The 17183-nt window shown below is 51.3% G+C and carries 17 protein-coding genes and 1 riboswitch; of the genes, 4 read left to right on the forward strand and 13 right to left on the reverse strand.

Translation table 11 applies throughout. From position 1 onward, the window contains the following. Nucleotides 1-51: 51 nt before the first annotated feature. Nucleotides 52-1245 (forward strand): MFS transporter, encoded by a 1194-nt coding sequence (locus tag EYB31_RS24715; protein WP_131016109.1) that lies wholly within the window; start codon nucleotides 52-54, stop codon nucleotides 1243-1245. A gap of 129 nt (nucleotides 1246-1374) precedes the next feature. Here the strand turns inward: EYB31_RS24715 and EYB31_RS24720 are convergent, their stop codons facing one another. From EYB31_RS24720 to metE, 4 genes are all read right to left on the reverse strand, one after another. After that, nucleotides 1375-1830 (reverse strand): GNAT family N-acetyltransferase, encoded by a 456-nt coding sequence (locus tag EYB31_RS24720; RefSeq protein ID WP_131016110.1) that lies wholly within the window; start codon nucleotides 1828-1830, stop codon nucleotides 1375-1377. Between the two features lie 39 nt (nucleotides 1831-1869). Then, complete coding sequence (locus EYB31_RS24725) at nucleotides 1870-2454, reverse strand: GNAT family N-acetyltransferase (RefSeq protein WP_131016111.1); 585 nt, start codon at nucleotides 2452-2454, stop codon at nucleotides 1870-1872. Nucleotides 2455-2788: 334 nt separating this feature from the next. After that, nucleotides 2789-4036 carry a serine hydroxymethyltransferase gene (locus tag EYB31_RS24730; protein ID WP_131016112.1) on the reverse strand — a complete coding sequence of 416 codons (1248 nt, stop codon included), beginning with the start codon at nucleotides 4034-4036 and terminating at the stop codon, nucleotides 2789-2791. 95 nt (nucleotides 4037-4131) lie between these two features. Then, nucleotides 4132-6423 (reverse strand): 5-methyltetrahydropteroyltriglutamate--homocysteine S-methyltransferase, encoded by a 2292-nt coding sequence (metE, locus tag EYB31_RS24735; RefSeq protein WP_131016113.1) that lies wholly within the window; start codon nucleotides 6421-6423, stop codon nucleotides 4132-4134. Nucleotides 6424-6833: 410 nt separating this feature from the next. Between metE and EYB31_RS24740 the strand changes: the two genes are divergently transcribed. Beyond that, entirely contained in the window at nucleotides 6834-7037 is a 204-nt protein-coding gene (locus EYB31_RS24740; RefSeq protein WP_131016114.1) for a hypothetical protein, read from the forward strand. Nucleotides 7038-7066: 29 nt separating this feature from the next. Here EYB31_RS24740 and EYB31_RS24745 read toward each other — a convergent pair whose 3' ends face one another. The 8 genes from EYB31_RS24745 to EYB31_RS24780 all read right to left on the reverse strand — a co-directional run bounded on the left by EYB31_RS24745 (nucleotide 7067) and on the right by EYB31_RS24780 (nucleotide 13879). Then, nucleotides 7067-7969: a LysR family transcriptional regulator gene (locus EYB31_RS24745; protein WP_131016115.1), complete on the reverse strand. Its 903-nt coding sequence runs from the start codon at nucleotides 7967-7969 to the stop codon at nucleotides 7067-7069. A gap of 116 nt (nucleotides 7970-8085) precedes the next feature. Further along, a complete protein-coding gene (locus EYB31_RS24750) occupies nucleotides 8086-8460 on the reverse strand; it encodes a (2Fe-2S) ferredoxin domain-containing protein (RefSeq protein WP_131016267.1) in 375 nt (124 codons plus the stop codon). Nucleotides 8461-8671: 211 nt separating this feature from the next. Continuing rightward, nucleotides 8672-8870, reverse strand: a riboswitch (cobalamin riboswitch). Nucleotides 8871-9014: 144 nt separating this feature from the next. Then, nucleotides 9015-9608: a YdeI/OmpD-associated family protein gene (locus EYB31_RS24755; protein ID WP_131016268.1), complete on the reverse strand. Its 594-nt coding sequence runs from the start codon at nucleotides 9606-9608 to the stop codon at nucleotides 9015-9017. Nucleotides 9609-9981: 373 nt separating this feature from the next. Beyond that, the gene (locus EYB31_RS24760) at nucleotides 9982-10434 is read right to left on the reverse strand and encodes a fibronectin type III domain-containing protein (RefSeq protein WP_165452599.1); all 453 of its coding nucleotides are present in this window, start codon (nucleotides 10432-10434) and stop codon (nucleotides 9982-9984) included. Between the two features lie 173 nt (nucleotides 10435-10607). Further along, on the reverse strand, nucleotides 10608-11027 hold the full coding sequence (locus EYB31_RS24765) for a Rieske (2Fe-2S) protein (protein WP_240762818.1): 420 nt from the start codon (nucleotides 11025-11027) through the stop codon (nucleotides 10608-10610). Next, a complete protein-coding gene (locus EYB31_RS24770) occupies nucleotides 11024-12160 on the reverse strand; it encodes an amidohydrolase family protein (RefSeq protein WP_131016117.1) in 1137 nt (378 codons plus the stop codon). The genes EYB31_RS24765 and EYB31_RS24770 overlap by 4 nt, the downstream gene beginning before the upstream one ends. A gap of 131 nt (nucleotides 12161-12291) precedes the next feature. Then, entirely contained in the window at nucleotides 12292-13185 is an 894-nt protein-coding gene (locus EYB31_RS24775) for a helix-turn-helix transcriptional regulator (RefSeq protein ID WP_131016118.1), read from the reverse strand. A 106-nt stretch (nucleotides 13186-13291) separates the two neighbouring features. Beyond that, on the reverse strand, nucleotides 13292-13879 hold the full coding sequence (locus EYB31_RS24780; protein ID WP_131016119.1) for an NAD(P)H-dependent oxidoreductase: 588 nt from the start codon (nucleotides 13877-13879) through the stop codon (nucleotides 13292-13294). A 107-nt stretch (nucleotides 13880-13986) separates the two neighbouring features. Here EYB31_RS24780 and EYB31_RS24785 point away from each other — a divergent pair, with 107 nt between their 5' ends. Together EYB31_RS24785 and EYB31_RS24790 are read left to right on the forward strand one after the other, a co-directional pair. Further along, nucleotides 13987-14421 carry a MarR family winged helix-turn-helix transcriptional regulator gene (locus EYB31_RS24785; protein WP_131016270.1) on the forward strand — a complete coding sequence of 145 codons (435 nt, stop codon included), beginning with the start codon at nucleotides 13987-13989 and terminating at the stop codon, nucleotides 14419-14421. Between the two features lie 86 nt (nucleotides 14422-14507). Next, complete coding sequence (locus EYB31_RS24790; protein WP_131016120.1) at nucleotides 14508-15536, forward strand: LacI family DNA-binding transcriptional regulator; 1029 nt, start codon at nucleotides 14508-14510, stop codon at nucleotides 15534-15536. Between the two features lie 150 nt (nucleotides 15537-15686). On the opposite strand, the gene EYB31_RS24795 is transcribed toward EYB31_RS24790, so the two are convergent. Next, the gene (locus tag EYB31_RS24795) at nucleotides 15687-17183 is read right to left on the reverse strand and encodes an FGGY family carbohydrate kinase (protein ID WP_131016121.1); all 1497 of its coding nucleotides are present in this window, start codon (nucleotides 17181-17183) and stop codon (nucleotides 15687-15689) included.

Below are 17183 nucleotides of genomic sequence, written 5' to 3' on the forward strand. Positions count from 1 at the left end.
CATCCAGCACTTCTTGGCGTTACCATAACTCGATGGGAGATGAGTTCACTCGTGGCAAAATCTAATTCATTACTCGTATATATTCTAGCTTTCGGCATATTTGGCATTATCAATACCGAGATGGGCGTTATCGGCATTTTGCCGCAAATCGCAGCTCAATTTAGCGTCGATGTATCTCAAGCCGGATTGCTTGTCAGCCTTTTTGCATTGGCGGTTGCAATTGCCGGGCCGTTTTTGCCCTTATTGTTTTCGGGGATAAACCGTAAAACCACTTTGCTCTTAGTACTTGGCGTTTTTGTTATTACCAACGTTTTTTCCGTTTTTGCGCCAAACTTTACTGTGCTCTTGATCGCAAGAATTATCCCTGCGTTTCTCCATCCCGTTTATTTTTCCGTAGCTTTTGTAGCGGCAACCCGAACGGCAGGCAAAGACCAGGCCGCCAAAGCGTCATCAAAAGTATTTATGGGCGTTACCGCCGGAATGGTTATCGGAACACCGATTACGTCGCTGATTGCGGATGTGGTATCGCTGCAAGCTGCGATGTGGTTTTTTGCTGCAGTTAACGCCGTAGCATTTTTGGGTATACTGCTATTTATTCCCTCCATGCCGGTACAGGGCAGACTCTCCTATGGAACACAGCTGGGTGTCTTGAAGAAACCGATCGTTTGGTTGAGCATGGCCACTGCCGCTTTTGTATTATCGGGATTGTATGCCGTGTACAGCTTCTTTGCGGAATACTTGGACAAAGTTACACACATGACCGGCAAAGAAATCAGCGTCATGTTGGTTTTGTTCGGAGCGACCGGCATCGCGGGCAATCTGCTGGCAGGCAAATGGTTAAGCTTGAATGCGGTCAGGACGGCTCTTTTATTCCCATTCGGATTCGGAGCAATTTATGTGCTCGTTTATTTCCTCGGCATGTTCTCGATTCCAATGATCTTAATCGTTTTGGCATGGGGTGTTTATTTCACTCTTGGACTGAACATCAGCCAATATTGGATCACTTCGGCCGCACCGGAAGCCCCCGAATTTGCCAATGGATTGTTTGTTGCTTTCGGAAATCTGGGCGTTACGATCGGTACGGCCATCGGCGGTTTATTTATCTCGAACATGGGCATTCAACATGTCGTATGGAGCGGTCTGTTATTTTTGGTGTTAGGCCTGATTTCCATCTTGTTGAGGGCCAAATTGTATCACTCAAAACAGCGATTTAATGGGCCAACCGAGATCATTGCCTCATCATAAAAAAAACAGACTCCTTTGGCTTAAGGGACAGGGCTTTGGCCGGCCTCTTTTGCTGAAGGAGTCTTGATTGTATCGAGGAAACATGGATTCTGTTAGAGGAGAAGTATATCGGCTGGCCTGACAACTGCATTATAAATTTCTGACCATTTGAATAGCCCCGCCGGCCCGTATCTCTTTATATCTGTTTGAGACAATAAAACCATGCCGGCTGTAAAATCCGATCGTACGTTCATAACAACTCCTCACTTCGGGAGGAACGGTCAACAGCGCAATCTGTTTGAACCCTAAAGTTTGAATATGATCGACGAAATCGTTCATTAATCGGCTGCCGAGTCCTTGACCCTGGTGTGCGGGGTCTGTGCCCATCAATGAAATACGAATGATCCCTTCCCAGCTTGTAAAAATAATAAATGCTTTAACGCTCCCGTCAATCCGCAGGCACATGACATCTTGAAAAAGCATATCCCTCTCGGCTTCCTCGCGCACGAGATCGGTAAACCAATCACCTGTAAGCAGCCGGATCAGTTCGGCAACTTCTCCGATTACTTTTTGGTCGGGTCTCCTATAATGGTTAAGTTCTATCATACCCTCGATCCTTTACACTCAAATTACCGAGTCGCTTTATCACTCATCGGTTTCCACTTCAAATCGATTCGAAGCTTGTCCATTCATGCTCCAATCTTCTCTCAGCATCCCGTACACAATGTGGTCGACGTAACGATCGGCAAGCCATTCAGCTTGTCTGATTTTACCTTCTTGAACGAATCCCAGTCTTTCCGGAATAGCCCTGCTTCGCGTATTGAATTCTGCTGCACGGATCTCAACCCTATTGAGATTTAATTCGGAAAACACATAATTCACCAAGGTCCCACAGGCATTGGTCATTATTCCGTGTCCTTGGTATTCCGCACCAAGCCAATAACCGATCGATGTCTTTCGATTCCCCCAATCGATTCCATGCAAGCCAACACAGCCGGCCATATTCCCTTTGTAAAAAATCCCCGCTTGTATGCCGTTATTGCCGGCAAAGGCAGCAAGAGTCGATTGGATAAAACGTTTAGTATGCTCCGTATCGACCGTTCCATCGACCCAAGGCAGCCATTGCCGTAATTGTTCGCGATTGCCGTCCGTCAATGCAAATAACTCATCGGTGTGTCTAAGCTCTAGAAGCCTTAATTGAATTTCCTCGTTTACATTATAAGAAAACATCGGAACCCTCCTCTGTCTCGATACGTGCGCTTAAGAGATTGTATTCATATTCGCGATGGAGGGAATAGTATCCTTTATTTGCTATTTCAAAAGATTCTCTTTCTCATTGCAAAAAAAGCCGGCGCATCGGCGGAGGCCACTAAAAAAGTAGCGAAGTGAGCGAAATCATGCTGGAGAAGCACCAGCGTTCGCTTTTGTCCCCGAATTTCACCTGCTTCAGCAGGTATCATTCAAGAAATTTGGGGACAATTGGCGATCGTAAGCATGATTCGCTCATGCAGCGTTCACTTTTTCAGTGGCCTCGCATCGGCGCCAGCCTGTCGTATTCCAGCAATCAGTAGCTCAAACCCGGATAAAGCGGAAATTGTGAAGTTAATTCGCTAACCATGCCGCGCGCTTTGTCATGAACCGCTGCGTCGGATGGATTTTTCAAAGTCAATGCGATGATCTGGGCGATTTTCTTCATCGCCTCTCCGTCCATGCCACGGGCGGTTGCCGCAGGCGTGCCGATCCGAACGCCGCTTGTTACCATCGGTTTGGCCGGATCAAAAGGGATCGCATTTTTGTTGACGGTAAGGCCGACTTCATCGAGCAAATGCTCGGCTTCTTTACCGGTAATGCCGAGGCTGCGGAGATCAATCAGCATCAAGTGGTTGTCCGTGCCGCCGGATACCAGGTTAATGCCTTCGGCCAGCAAAGCTTCCGACAACGTTTTAGCGTTGCTTACGACATTTTGTGCGTAGGTGGTAAACTCCGGCTGAAGCGCTTCGCCAAAGGCAACCGCTTTGGCGGCAATCACATGCATCAGCGGTCCGCCTTGAGTGCCCGGGAATACCGCTTTATCGATGGCGGCCGCCCATGGCTTGCGGCACAAAATCATCCCGCCGCGAGGTCCGCGCAGCGTTTTGTGCGTTGTTGTGGTCACGAAATGAGCGTGCGGAACCGGATTCGGATGGAGGCCTGCGGCTACCAGCCCGGCAATATGCGCCATGTCGACAAACAGCAGCGCCCCTACGTCGTTAGCGATTGCGCCAAGCGCCTCAAAATCGATAATTCGGGGGTATGCGCTGGCCCCTGCTACGATCATACGCGGCTTATGTTTGAAAGCCAGCTTGCGAACCTCGTTATAGTCGATTCGCGAGTCGCTTTCGCTCACTCCGTACGAAACAAAGTTATATAAGATCCCTGAAGCATTAACAGGACTGCCGTGAGTCAAATGACCACCGTGCGCCAAATTCATCCCAAGCACCGTATCTCCTGCCTTGAGCGCTGCCAAATAAACGGCCATGTTGGCCTGCGCGCCGGAATGCGGCTGGACGTTTACATGTTCAGCGCCGAACAATTGCTTAGCGCGGTCGCGTGCAATATCTTCCACAACATCGACATATTCGCAGCCGCCGTAATAACGCTTCCCCGGGTAACCTTCCGCGTATTTGTTGGTCAGCACCGTGCCCATTGCTTGCATGACGGCCTCGCTGACTATATTTTCCGAAGCGATCAGCTCGATTTTGTCGCGTTGACGGCCTAATTCCAAATTCAAAGCCTCAACAATTTTAGGATCTTGATTACGCAGCTGTTCCACAATACATATCTCCTTCGTTCGGTGTTATCGATTCCACTAGCAGCGAGGGATGCGCTGCCGTTTTTGCCGGATGCGCATCCCTGGATGGTAGGAATTCAGAGTTCGGTGGCGTTGTACTGCGCGCGTGCTTGCTTAGTTGCTTCCACCATGTTGCGCAAAGAGGCTACGGTTTCTTCTTGTCCGCGCGTTTTCAAACCGCAGTCTGGATTAATCCAGAACAGCTTCGGATCAAGCACCCGCAATGCGCGGTCGATCATGCCGGTCATTTCCGTCACATCCGGTACACGCGGGCTGTGAATATCGTATACGCCCAGACCGATGCCCAGCTTGTAGGTATTCAGCTCAAAGCTATGAATCAGCTCGCCGTGACTACGGGACGTTTCGATGGAAATAACGTCGGCGTCCATCGCTTCGATGGAATCGATCATATCGTGGAATTCGCAGTAGCACATATGCGTATGAATTTGCGTCGTATCCTGAACCGTGCAGGTCGCAATACGGAACGATTTGACCGACCATGCCAGATAACCGGCCTGTTCTTCTTCCTTCAGCGGAAGTCCTTCGCGTACGGCAGGTTCATCAACTTGGATCATGCCGATGCCCGCTTGTTCCAGCGCTTCAACCTCTTGACGCAGAGCGTATGCCAGCTGGTAAGCGATTTGCTCGCGCGAAATGTCGTCGCGGACAAATGACCAGTTCATGATCGTAATCGGTCCGGTCAGCATGCCTTTGACAGGGCGATTCGTCCGGGATTGCGCATATTTCGTTTCTTCTACGGTCATTTCTCCGGTAAAAGCGACATCACCGAATATAACCGGTGGTTTAACGCAGCGGGAGCCGTACGATTGAACCCAGCCGTTCTGCGTGAAAGCGAATCCGGCAAGCTTCTCGCCGAAAAACTCAACCATATCAGTACGTTCAAACTCGCCGTGAACGAGAACGTCGAGACCGATCTCCTCTTGAAGTTTAATCCAGCGATCAATTTCTTCGCGAATAAAGCTGCCATATTGCTCACCTGTCCATTCGCCTTTGCGCCATAATTGACGGGCCTTGCGCACCTCTGCCGTTTGCGGGAAGCTGCCGATCGTTGTTGTCGGCAGAAGCGGGAGCTGCCATTTGGCCTTCTGAGCCTCATACCGCTCGGAGAACGGACGGGAACGAACCGGCTGCTTGGAGCTGATAACCGCTACAGTTTGCTGTATGTCTTGGCGGTTGCGCGCTTCCGATTGCTGGAGCGTTTCAACGGTACGATTGGCTTTGGCCAATTCGGCGCTAACGTCCACACCGTCAGAGGAGATCGCTTTCGTTAACAACACAAGCTCATCCAGCTTTTCTTCGGCAAAAGCAAGCGCATTTCTCAGCTCGGCGTCAAGTTTCGTCTCGCGTTCTACAGTGACCGGCACATGCAGCAGGCTGCAGGACGATTGTACAATAAGCCGGTCCGGCGTGACATATCCGGCCAGTTCTTTCAACAGCGTTAATTTATCTCCCAGGTGCGCCTTCCAAATACCGCGGCCGTCGATCACACCCGCGCCAAGCACTTTATCTTGCGGGAACCCTTGCTCGCGTATCGACTTGATGTTGCCTGCGAAGCCGTGTACAAAATCAAGACCGATGCCTTGGACCGGCAATGCGACGATGTCGCCGTAATGTTCTGCCGACTCGAAGTACGTTTGCAGCATGATGTTTAAACCTGGCACTTCAGCGGCAAACGTGCCGTAGATTTTTTGCAGACGCGTTATGTCATCCCCGCTCAGCTTGGTGACGACAATCGGCTCGTCGATTTGTACCCACTGGACGCCTTCTTCCGCAAGTTCGCGGAGGACTTGGATGTAAAGCGGCAGCAAGCGGTCCAACCAAACGTCGAACTCGGCGGCGCTGTATCCTTTGGACAACTTCAGGAAGGTCAATGGCCCGACTAGGACCGGCTTTCCTTCGATCCCCAACTTCTCTTTGGCTTCACGGTAAGCGGCCAGCGGCTTGTTTTCAGTCAGCACCGGCGATGCGCCATTCAGCTCAGGTACGATGTAGTGATAGTTCGTGTTGAACCATTTCGTCATTTCGCTTGCCGTAGCACCCTTAGTTCCTCTGGCAACCCCGTAGTATACGGACAACGGCACTACGCCGCCTGTATAAGCAAACCGCTGCGGAATAATGCCAAACATCGCGGCCGTATCCAACATGTGGTCATAATAGCTGAAATCATTAACCTGGATCAGGTCAATCCCTTTTTCCGACTGCTTGCGCAGATGATTCAAACGAATGTCCTGCAGTTGGCTTTGAAACGCCGTTTCTTCAAGTTTGCCCGCCCAAAACGCTTCAAGAGCTTTCTTCCATTCTCTGTCCGCACCGATACGCGGATATCCCAATACACTGCTTTTTGCCATGATGATTAACCCCTCTTCACATTTGTTAGATAAAAGTTATCACATCATCGCTTGGTTAGCGTAATTCGATTAACATATATCTGGTCATAGCTTTTGGCTATATCGCTTATCTCTATAAGTTGAACCAAAGATTTGAAGTCCGTTTCATTCCGAAAGGGATAGTCTTGCCCGCTTCAGACAGCTTGTATTGAATTCCTTTGATGAAATGGGCCTGCGGTTTGTAGGAATTCAAAGCCAAAACTCGCTGGCAAGACCATCCCCTTTCTCCATTTCACTCTGCCATTCCCGGCATTCTTTGGTTCAACTTATCTTGTCAGCGTTTGACCGCGTTACGTTTATCATGAAATCCGCCCTGCGACAATACAATGAATCAACAAAGCGGAGGAATGTTTCGAACAGGAGGGCAACCGATGCGTTATGAGCTGGTTCATTTGTTAAATCATGTGGAAGATGAACAAATGATTGCCGCGATGATCCACAATTTATCCCTCGACGATATCGAGACACTCATCATTCACCTCGATTACGCATCTTTCGAAGCGCGGGAACGCTGGCTGGGCCTGTTCACTCTGGAAACAACCGCCCCGAAAAGCAAAAAAGAGCCGGATTCATAACCATCCGTGCTCCAATGTAACAACTGGTTTTATTGGGCGATCGCCTGCTTCAGGGCTTCGACGTAGGATGCTCCCAGCTTGGTCAGCACCGTATTTTTATGCGAGATCCAGCCGACATGAATCGTCTCCTCGCAATCCAATGGAACGGGAATAATTTCATTCCCGTTTAAGTCCGCGCTTAACACACCTGTCGATATCGTATATCCGTTTAATCCGATCAGCAAATTAAACAGCGTAGCCCGGTCGTTCACCCGGATGCTTTTATTATGGGACATCGTGCTCAAAATCTCTTCCGAGAAGTGGAACGAATTGTATTCTCCCTGATCGAAGGACAGGTACGGATACTGCTGGAGCTGTTCGATCGTCACGATTTTTTGACCGGCCAGCGGATTACTAATGCTGACAAAAACATGAGGTTTGGCCGTAAACAAGCTGTTAAATTGCAAGTGGGAATCCTTAAGCAGCTTGTTGATTACATTTTCGTTAAACTCGTTTACATATAAAATCCCGATTTCGCTCCGCAAACTGCGCACGTCTTCGATAATTTCATATGTCTTCGTTTCGCGCAAAGCCATTTCATATTCATCCAGCCCGTATTCTTGAACAAGACTGACAAACGCGTTTACGGCAAAAGCGTAATGCTGGGTGGAGACGGAAAAATGCTGCGGCGAAGGTTTGGCGTTGAGATAACGGCTTTCCAGCAATTCCGCTTGCTCGACCACCTGCCGCGCATAACTTAAAAATTCCACGCCTTCCTTCGACAACGTGATCCCTTTGTTAGACCTTTCAAATATCGTAAGCTGAAATTCCTCCTCCAAATCCCTGATGGCGTTGGAAAGGCTCGGCTGCGTAATAAACAACCTTTTGGCCGCTTCGTTAATGGAACCCCGGTTGGCGACCTCAATTACGTATTTCAGCTGCTGTAACGTCAAGGAAATCCCTCCCTCCTTTCTCATGCAATAAGTTAGTTCGGGCTCTCGCTGCTTCCGACGCGAGGTACGGCGGCACATGACCTCTTGATCGACTTTAACCTGATGTCCTACGATTGCTACGGTTTAGCCGTTGTTCGCCGCACGCCCTGCGCCCCGTTTCCCGTAGGGACAAAACGGTCCTGTTGATACGAATAGGCCATCTGTTCGCGCAGCGGATGTCCCTGCAGCAGGTGCTCCTTGACGAGCTGTCTCCCGGTTTCCGGGGTCATGCTTTTATACCAGATGCCCTCCGGATACACCGCAACGACACACGCGTCTTCGCAGCGGCCGTTGCACCTCGTTCTCGTAGTGTGAATTAAATCATCAGCGCCATGTAAGGCGATTTCCTCCCGGATGGCGAGCGTCACTTCATCCCCTTGCTTGCGCATGCAGCTGCCCCCGTTGCATATGAATACATGATACCGGGTCCCCGATAAATCCCACGTTGCGATAAGACGCACCTCATTTCCCCACCATATTGTGCAATAAAACTTGACCCAAACAAAAAAAGAAGCATTCTCTGAGCTCCCGGAAAGTAGTCAGAAATGCTTCTTCACGAATAAAGTAACTGTGCGCGGCCTACCCGATTCCGGAGCAGCCAGGCCCATTAAACCATGTTCAAGTGAGCACATCCAACCACCTCCCTAGTTTCCCGTAGGTCAAACAGTGATGTTAAAATAGGCAGGTCTCCTGACTGAAGAGAATGCCTTCCATACCTTCCCGGGGAACGTCCCAGTGGTTTTATTGAAAGGGCCCAGCCTGTTCCGGCTGAATCTCTTGTACAGTGGCGGGTCCGTGTCGGATTGTAACCGAACTTCCCTTTTAAGCGGTAAAAGCCGCAGCAAACTTAAGCTTTTACACACACCTATTTCCCGTATTATGCGATTTGGCGTTTCAATATAATTCTAGAGTCGAGCGTGTCAAAAGTCAACGTGGAACGCTTAGCTTTGAGTTACCTGTCGACGATCATATCGCGCAGCTGTCAGTGTGTCTCCTACAAAAGAGACTAGTCATTTAATCCCTTGCCGTCGAGGATTTGCTTCATATATTTTTCAACCCTGGATTCTCGGGTTTTGGATTGTTTCGGTTCGGAAAAATAAAGAAGATATGCTCGTTGCCGTCCCGGCGTCAACGCTTCAAAAGCCTCTTTCAAAGCAGGCATTTCATCCAATTTCCTCTGAAATTCATCGGAAACCGCAAATTCCGTGTGCTTCTTGAAAGCGATTTCCTGGCCGGATTTCTCCACTTGAATCGCTTGATAAATATAGTCTTTCAAAATCGTCTCCATCGCAGCTATTTCTTCGGCATGGGTGAACCGAATCTGTCGCGCGGCCTGCACATTCTCCGTTTGTTGGATTAGAATCCCATGGGTATCCTTTAGCAAAGCGCCTTTGTGAAACAGCAGCGCGCAATATTGTTTAAATCCATGGATTAAGACGATATTCTTATTTTTGTAAGTGTAACAAGGATGCATCCACTTAAATTCTTCAGTCAGCTCACAGTCAAGAACAATTTGCCTCAGCTTCACGTATTCTTCCTTCCACTTTGCAGCCTTACTTACAAATTCATCCACCTTGGGATTCAGTTTATTATCCGCCATCAAAGAACCACCTCGCTTCGAAGTATTCGACAAGCTGATCGTCGTTTGCATCTGGTATTGTTGACTGTACAGCTTTTCCCCATTTTGATATAAACAAATACAAAAATCAATGACGCTATTATCCCTTAATCCAAACCGGCACAGCAAAAAAACTGCCGGATACGAGATGTGGCCGCTGAAAAAGCAAAAGCTGCATGAGCGAATCATGCTTCCGATCGCGAATTTCTTGAATGTCCCTGCTTGCGGCAGGTGAAATCCGGGGACAAAAGCGAAAGCTGGCGCTTCTCCAGCATCATTTCGCTCACTTCGCTACTTTTTCAGCGGCCTCATAAAAGATCATGGCAGTTTTTCCATGCAGTTCTATACAAGCGATTCAGTCGGTTAAATAGGAACGGAAAATTTTAGTCAAATTTTGCCCATGCTGCCCCCAAAAGATGTCGTGGGAAGCAAGCAATACGCCGTCCGGCAATTTGACGATCGACAGACTGGCCGTCGACCGGCCCGAGAAATTGTACGTATAGTCGTCGGGATGAATATAATTGACGACCACTCCCGGCACTTCTCCCGTACACGCCTTTCTTACCGGACTTTCCGCCAGCCGTTCGCTCGAGCCTTTCTTTAGCGCCTGAACGCTCATCTCGTAATCGATGCCGTTTTCCAACCCCTCCAGCAAGAACGATGACGTCTCCCCCGGCAGTTGATAGGATTGAACTGCAGTAGGTTCTGCCCCGGCCGTCAGCTTAACCTCATAGACCAGTTGATCGGAGCTGCATGCTCCTTCGTATTTCCAGTCGAGCTGCAGTCCCTTTAACAAATGTAAAAACAATTTGTAAAAACAAAAAAACGGCCCGAAAGAAGGCACTTGTCAAGTGTCCTTCTTTCGGGCCGCCGTTGGAAAACCTGCGGATTCGGCCGGCTGCCGCGTTGCGCCGCAACGCGACCTTGAAATTCGCTCGCATTGGAAAATTGCGACGTCGGCATCTTAACTCGCCATTCGAATCACATACGCACGATCACGGAGCCTTCTTCGACGGAAACGCCAAACATTTCAACAGTAACTTCGTACGACATGGTGCGGGTTGCCGGATCAACGATCATACATCCGGTCTTAATGTCGAATTCCCACTGATGCCACGGGCAACGGACGATCTCGCCCTCACGTTCGTAAGCGAAATGCCCGGGGCCGCTGGATACAACCAGCGGTTTGGTCAAACCTTTGCACAACTCCGCGCCTTGATGCGGACAAATGTTGCGCAGCGCATAAAACTGGCCGCCGACATTGTATACGCCGATGCTGCGGCCCCCCGCCTCCACCAGCTTGTGGGAACCGGGGGCGATTTCCGACACTTTGGCTACAGCGTATTTGTGCTTCTCCGGCGCAGCAGCCGCAGTTTGCTTCATCTGAGCAGGCTGCGTCATGACGGCTCACCCGCCCTTTCGGACTTTCTCGCCGGCAGTCCGTAAATATTGGCCGCATTGCGGTAATATACGCGGTCCCACAACTCATCATCCAGCTTCGGCAGCGCTTTAAGCGGCGAATCGAAGTCCCAATGCGGATAATCGCTGCAATACATCATCGTATCTTTGGCAAAAATGCTGGCCATCATCTGGTCAAACACTGCGCGGTTTGGCGTCATTTCGATCGGCTGGGTCGTCACGCGCATATGATCGCGGAAATATTCGCTGGGCAACTTCCTCACCCAAGGCGTCTGTACACGCAGCGCTTTCCAATCCTGATCGAGCCGCCATAAATACGGGGCGATCCAGAATACACCCGCCTCCTGCAGCACCACCTTCAGCGTCGGGAAACGTTCGAACACGCCTTCAAAAATAAAGCTGGCCAAATGCGCCATCATCACCTGCGGACGAGACGCCCGCGATTCAATGTAATGCGTCACATGCCCCGCGCCGGTCGGCGGGCCGTTGACTCCGCTGCCTTCATTGCCTACGTGGATCGTAAAAGGCAGGTTATGGCGAACACACGCCTCGTAAATCGGATAATAATACCGGTTGCCGTATGGAAATATCGCCCCGTTGGACACAAGCACCTGCGCGAAATCGCTGCGCCCGCCGACCCGGTCGATTTCTTTGGCCGACAATAGCGGATCCTGCTTCGGGATCATCACCGACCCTTTTAGCCGGCTGTCCTGCGACAGCCAATGCTCGATCGTATAATCGTTCACCGCGCTGCACAAGGCCGCTGCGTAATCGTGATTGATCGTATTGTGCATGCCCGAGCCTTCCCCGGTCAATATGCCGTATTCCACATGATTCGGATCAAGATGATGCCGCTGCATGTAACTTAAGCTGCTCCCGGCCGGTCCGCCTTCGGGCGGGAAGGAATCGACCATGCGTCCGCCGACGCCGCCGTTAAAATGCATGCCTCCCGGCAGCGCGTTGCCGTAGGTCTCGACAAGCTCGCGGTATTCACGTGCCAAATACGGCCTGATGACATCCATGCCCGTATAATGGTGGATATCGCAGTCAATAATGGAACGCTTCAGCTTTGGACGTACAACGGCCGAAGAAGGGACAGCTTCCGCTTGATTCATCGTTTTTCCCCCAAACTAATGATATAATCGCGGTTTTTGCAACCGCTTTAAGGTTTACAAGCTCATTATAATGGGGGGGAGCGACAAAAGATTGCCGATATTTGACAAGATTCTATTCAATAATTGACCAATTAAGCTTGCGTTAGCTGACGTTGGCGGTAAGTGGACGGCGTTTCCTCGGTAAGCGCTTTAAAATGGCGGCTGAAATGGGACGATGAAGGGAACCCGATCATATAAGCGATATCCGAAATCGATGTATCCGGCGCTTCGCGCAGCAGCCGCTTGCCTTCCGCCACCCGCTGAAGCAGCACATATTGATAAAAGCTGATGTTCATTTCCTTCGTAAAGCTTCGCGTCAAATACTCCTCGCTGACCGCAAACCGTTTGGCCACCGATTTTAAAGTGAGCTCTTCGCCTAAGTTGCTGCACACAAAATCGGAGATCAGCTGCACTAGATCGTTTTTGCGGCTTTTGGTCGGGAACGTTTCCGCCCCCCCGGGAGTGGCCGAGCTCCGTTGAAGAAACGCCGTAACTTGCAGCACATACGCAAGCGCCATCCGTTCCCACCCGATCTCCCTGTCCGTCAGCTCGTGCCGCAATCCCGCGCACAACTCCTCCATGTGCTGGAACTGCTTCGGATTCAACGAGAAGCTGAGACACGAATCTTCCGGTACCCATGCAAAATCAATCAGCCGGTGCAGAGCCGGAAGCATGCCCTGATCGTCCCCGCTTTGGTGCACGCAAATGACCGTGCGTTTATACGACGAGTTGGAGATCATCTGATGCGGCACGGTACCCCGGAAAACAAGCACGGAACGTGGCGATTGCAGTAAAATTTGGCGGCCGACAACCATCGTGCCGTCCCCCTCCTGCGTCATATGAATTTCCACACCCGGCTGATAGTGGAAATTCGTCCCTTTTCTCCACTCGTTGCTGACCAGCATAATGGGAAACCGGTTCAGCGTATTTTCGATGCCTTCATTCCATTCAAGCCGATCATTATTGATGAAACCTCTCATGTCCATATGCCGCTCCCGCTATTTGTTCCATGGTATGGATAAAACGTTCCTTCTCATTATACTGCAAATAGGCACCGGGAGATGAGCTTTATTAAGTTCTTTTCTTATTAAGTTAAGTCGCAACCGCTTTGAAGTAGCGATAAATCCGCTCCAGCTTCTTCTGCTGTTTTCCTTGAGGTTTTTCCATATGCCCAAATTCGAAAAAAGTTACTTTTCTTATGCCCACATAGCGGAAAAGCGCCTTCCGCATCAGCGTTTTGTGCGCATTGTTCAGCCAGAACAGCGGATATAAAGGCGGACCTTTCATCGTCGATACACATACCACCGTCTTGCCTTTCAGCAGCCCTTCCGGCAGCAAGCCGCCATTGTCGCGGTATGCGAAATTGGATGCAAACATGCGGTCGATATAACCAAGCAGCATGGCGGGAGGACGCCCCCACCAGATCGGATAAACAAAGACGATTTTGTCGGCCCAGAGCAGCTGATTGCGGTACGTTTCCAACTCGGGATCGCGGTGCATGTCTCTTCTTCGCTTCCGTTCATTAAAAACAAGCAGCGGATCAAACGTTTCCGCGTACAGATCAACAACCTGAACCTCCTCTACGTGGTCATTTTCGCTTAGGCCTTGGATCGTTTTTTGCAAAAAAGCGTGGCATAAACTTTGATGATTCGGATGCGTATAGATGACAAGGGTTTTCATATGGCACCTTCTTTGTTATCATTTGATAACAAGGTAACATGTCTGTAAAATAGTTGTCAATAGATAATTGTTTTTTGACAACAAACAACAAGGAAGGATGGTTCGAATTGGAAACAAAAGAAATCGTGTTCAGGCAGTTAACTGCTGTCATCGCGTCAGCGCATCAGCTTCATTACGAAATGTTGAAGGATGTGCCTTTGGACGACTTGACGCCGCTTCAATATGAAATTATGGAGTTTCTTTGGGTCAAGCAGCCGCAAACCTTAAGTCAAATCAGCGAATGCAAAGGCATCTCGATGCCAAACACAAGCCGGGAGATCAAGAGGCTTAGCGAACTCGGATTTTGTCAAAAACTCGAAGACCGGGAAGACCGCAGAAAACAGCATATTCATCTGACCGAGCTTGGCGAAAAGAGAATGTCCGCGGTGTTTGACCATATGAGAGAGCACTTTTATCGCCGGATAAGGGGAATCCCAGAGGACAAGTTAGGCGAGGTTTCCGCAGCGATGGCGCTGCTCGAATCGACGATTCTTCGTGTCTGAGCGGCAGCTAGCAAAATCGATTCATTCATAGTACACTGAATTTAATTTTAAAGCGGCTTCTTTGAATCAAAAGGGGAGTTTTCACAATGAAAATGGAAGACATCGCGAGGCTCGCAGGCGTTTCCAAATCGGCGGTTTCCATTGCGCTTAGCGGCAAACCCGGAATCGGCGCGGAAACACGCGAGAAAATTATGCAAATCGCCAAAGAAGCCGGTTACGTGCCCCGGCCAACGGCCAAACCCGGACAAGTTCAAGGGCATACGCTGCGTTTTGTTGCCTGCACGAATTCCGGCATCGTCCTTGAACAGTATGATAAGCAGCCTTTTTTTATGGAGCTGATTCACGATATTGAGGAAAGCAGCCGGGCCCGCGGATATTCGCTGTTATTTTCCTCCATTTCAACGAATGACTTTGAAGCGGCGCTGGAGGATCTTGAGGAAGGTCACGAGGCAAGCGGCCTGATCCTGCTGGGAACTAACCTAACCGCCCCGCAAATCCGGCATGTCGCCGGCAGGCAGCCTTATCTGGTTGTGCTCGATACATGTTACGAAACGCTCCCTGTCCATTTTATCGTGATGAACAACATGATGGGCGCCTATCAGGCTGCCCGCCACCTTCTCGATCTGGGACACCGCCGCGTCGGATACGTGCAGTCCCATACGAGAATGTACAACTTCGATTCGCGGAAAAAAGGGTTTATTACCGCCCTGAAGGAAGAGAGCATAAGCCTTGACGGCGAGCTGCTGTTTGAAGCTTCCCCTACGGTCGTTTCCGCTCAGCAGGAGTTGAAGGAACGGTTTGCCGCTCTGGGCGACCGGATGCCGACCGCGTTGTTCTGCGAATGCGACTACATCGCGATCAGCGTCATCAAAACGCTGGCCGAGCTTGGCTTTCGTGTACCGGACGATGTCTCGGTCGTCGGTTTCGACAATATCCGCGAAGCGACCATTGTATCTCCCGAGCTGACCACCGTTCACGTGGAGAAAACCAAAATCGCCGAGCTGGCCGTTGCAACGCTGATCGATATGATCGAAGACGGCGATTCCATTAAGCGCAAATCGATTATCGATACCAAACTTGTCGTCCGGAGCTCCAGCCGGGCGGTGAAACTATAATAGGAAAAGGAGGCTCTGCGGGCGAGCCTCCTTTTCCTATTATAGACCGGTTTCTCCTGTAAGACGGTTCCCCGGAACTTCCCGCACCTCGCGCTGCTCCCAGCGAAGGTTCAAGGCGAGATGACGCGTGACTGCTGTCACCTCATGCCGTTATCCGATTACCGCTTGAACCGCCTTTTTCCAGCCGGCAAAATACTTGTCGCTGGCGGTCTGTTCCATAGCCGGGCGAAACTCGCAGCCGTTTGGGAACAGCTCGGCAAGCTGCTTGGGATCGCTCCAAAATCCGACGCCCAATCCGCCGAGCATCGCGGCGCCGATCGCCGATAGCTCGGGAACGGCGCCTTGGACCAGCGGCGTTTGCAGCATATCCGCTTGAAACTGCATGACAAACCGGTTGGCCGTTGCGCCTCCGTCCACCCGCAGCTCCCGCAGCGGGACGCCGGCTTCCGCCGCCATCAGCTCCATCGTCTCGCGCACCTGATAAGCGATGCTCTCGAAGGCGGCACGAATGATGTGCCGCCTGCCGGTGCGCCGGCTCATGCCCAGCAGCGCCGCCCGCGCGTTTGGCGCCCAATACGGAGCGCCGAGCCCAACAAAAGCGGGAACGAGGTAGACGCCTTCGTTATCCGCAAGCTCCACAGCCTGCGACTCCGCTTCGGCGTAATCGCCGAACAGCCCGAGCTGATCGCGCACCCACTTTACGCAATCGCCGGTGCTGTGGATGATGCCCTCCAGCGCATAGTCGACAGTGCCGCCGCTCCCCCAGGCGATTGTCGCCACAAGGCCGTTCCCCGCGGATGCGGGATAACGGCCGGTGTTCATCATCACGGACGTGCCCGTGCCATACGTCGCTTTGGCCATACCGGGGCGATGACACCGCTGTGCGAATAACGCCGCTTGCGAATCGCCGATCACGCCCGCTATCGGTACACGCTCGGCAAATAGCGATGAATCCGCAGTGTATCCGAACACCGCATCGCTTGATCGTACCTGCGGTAGCTCCACACCGGCAAGTCCGAACAAGCCGATTAATGCCGGGTCCCATTGCAGCGTATGAATGTTGAACAGCGACGTCCGGCTTGCGTTGGAATAATCGGTCGCATGTACGGCGCCGCCGGTCAGCTTCCAGATCAGCCAGCTGTCGATGGTGCCGGCGAGCAGCCTCCGGCCTGCGCGTTGATCGGCCTTATCTCCCGATTTGGCTGCATGATCAAGAATCCAGCGGAATTTGCTGGCGGAAAAATACGGATCGATCACAAGCCCCGTCTTCTCCTGAACCGTCCGTTCATGCCCGCCCCGTTTAAGCTCGTCGCAAAACGCCGCCGTACGGCGGCACTGCCAGACAATCGCATGATACACCGGCTCGCCCGTTTCCCCGTCCCACACGACGGCGGTTTCCCGCTGGTTGGTGATTGTGATGGCCGCCAGCTGCGAAGGGGCGACCCCGGCTTCCCGCAGCACCCCGCGGATCGACGCAACGACATTGCCGTAGATTTCCAGCGGATCATGCTCCGCCCAGCCCGGCTGCGGATAAAACTGCCGATGCTCCAGCGAATGCTTGGCGCAGACGCCGCCCTGACGGTCCAGCAGCAGCGCTTTGGTCCCCGATGTGCTTTGGTCGACGGCAACGATCCATGCCTTCTCCAT

The organism is Paenibacillus thalictri, from assembly GCF_004307995.1.
GTDB classification, from domain to species: Bacteria; Bacillota; Bacilli; order Paenibacillales; family NBRC-103111; genus Paenibacillus_AF; species Paenibacillus_AF thalictri.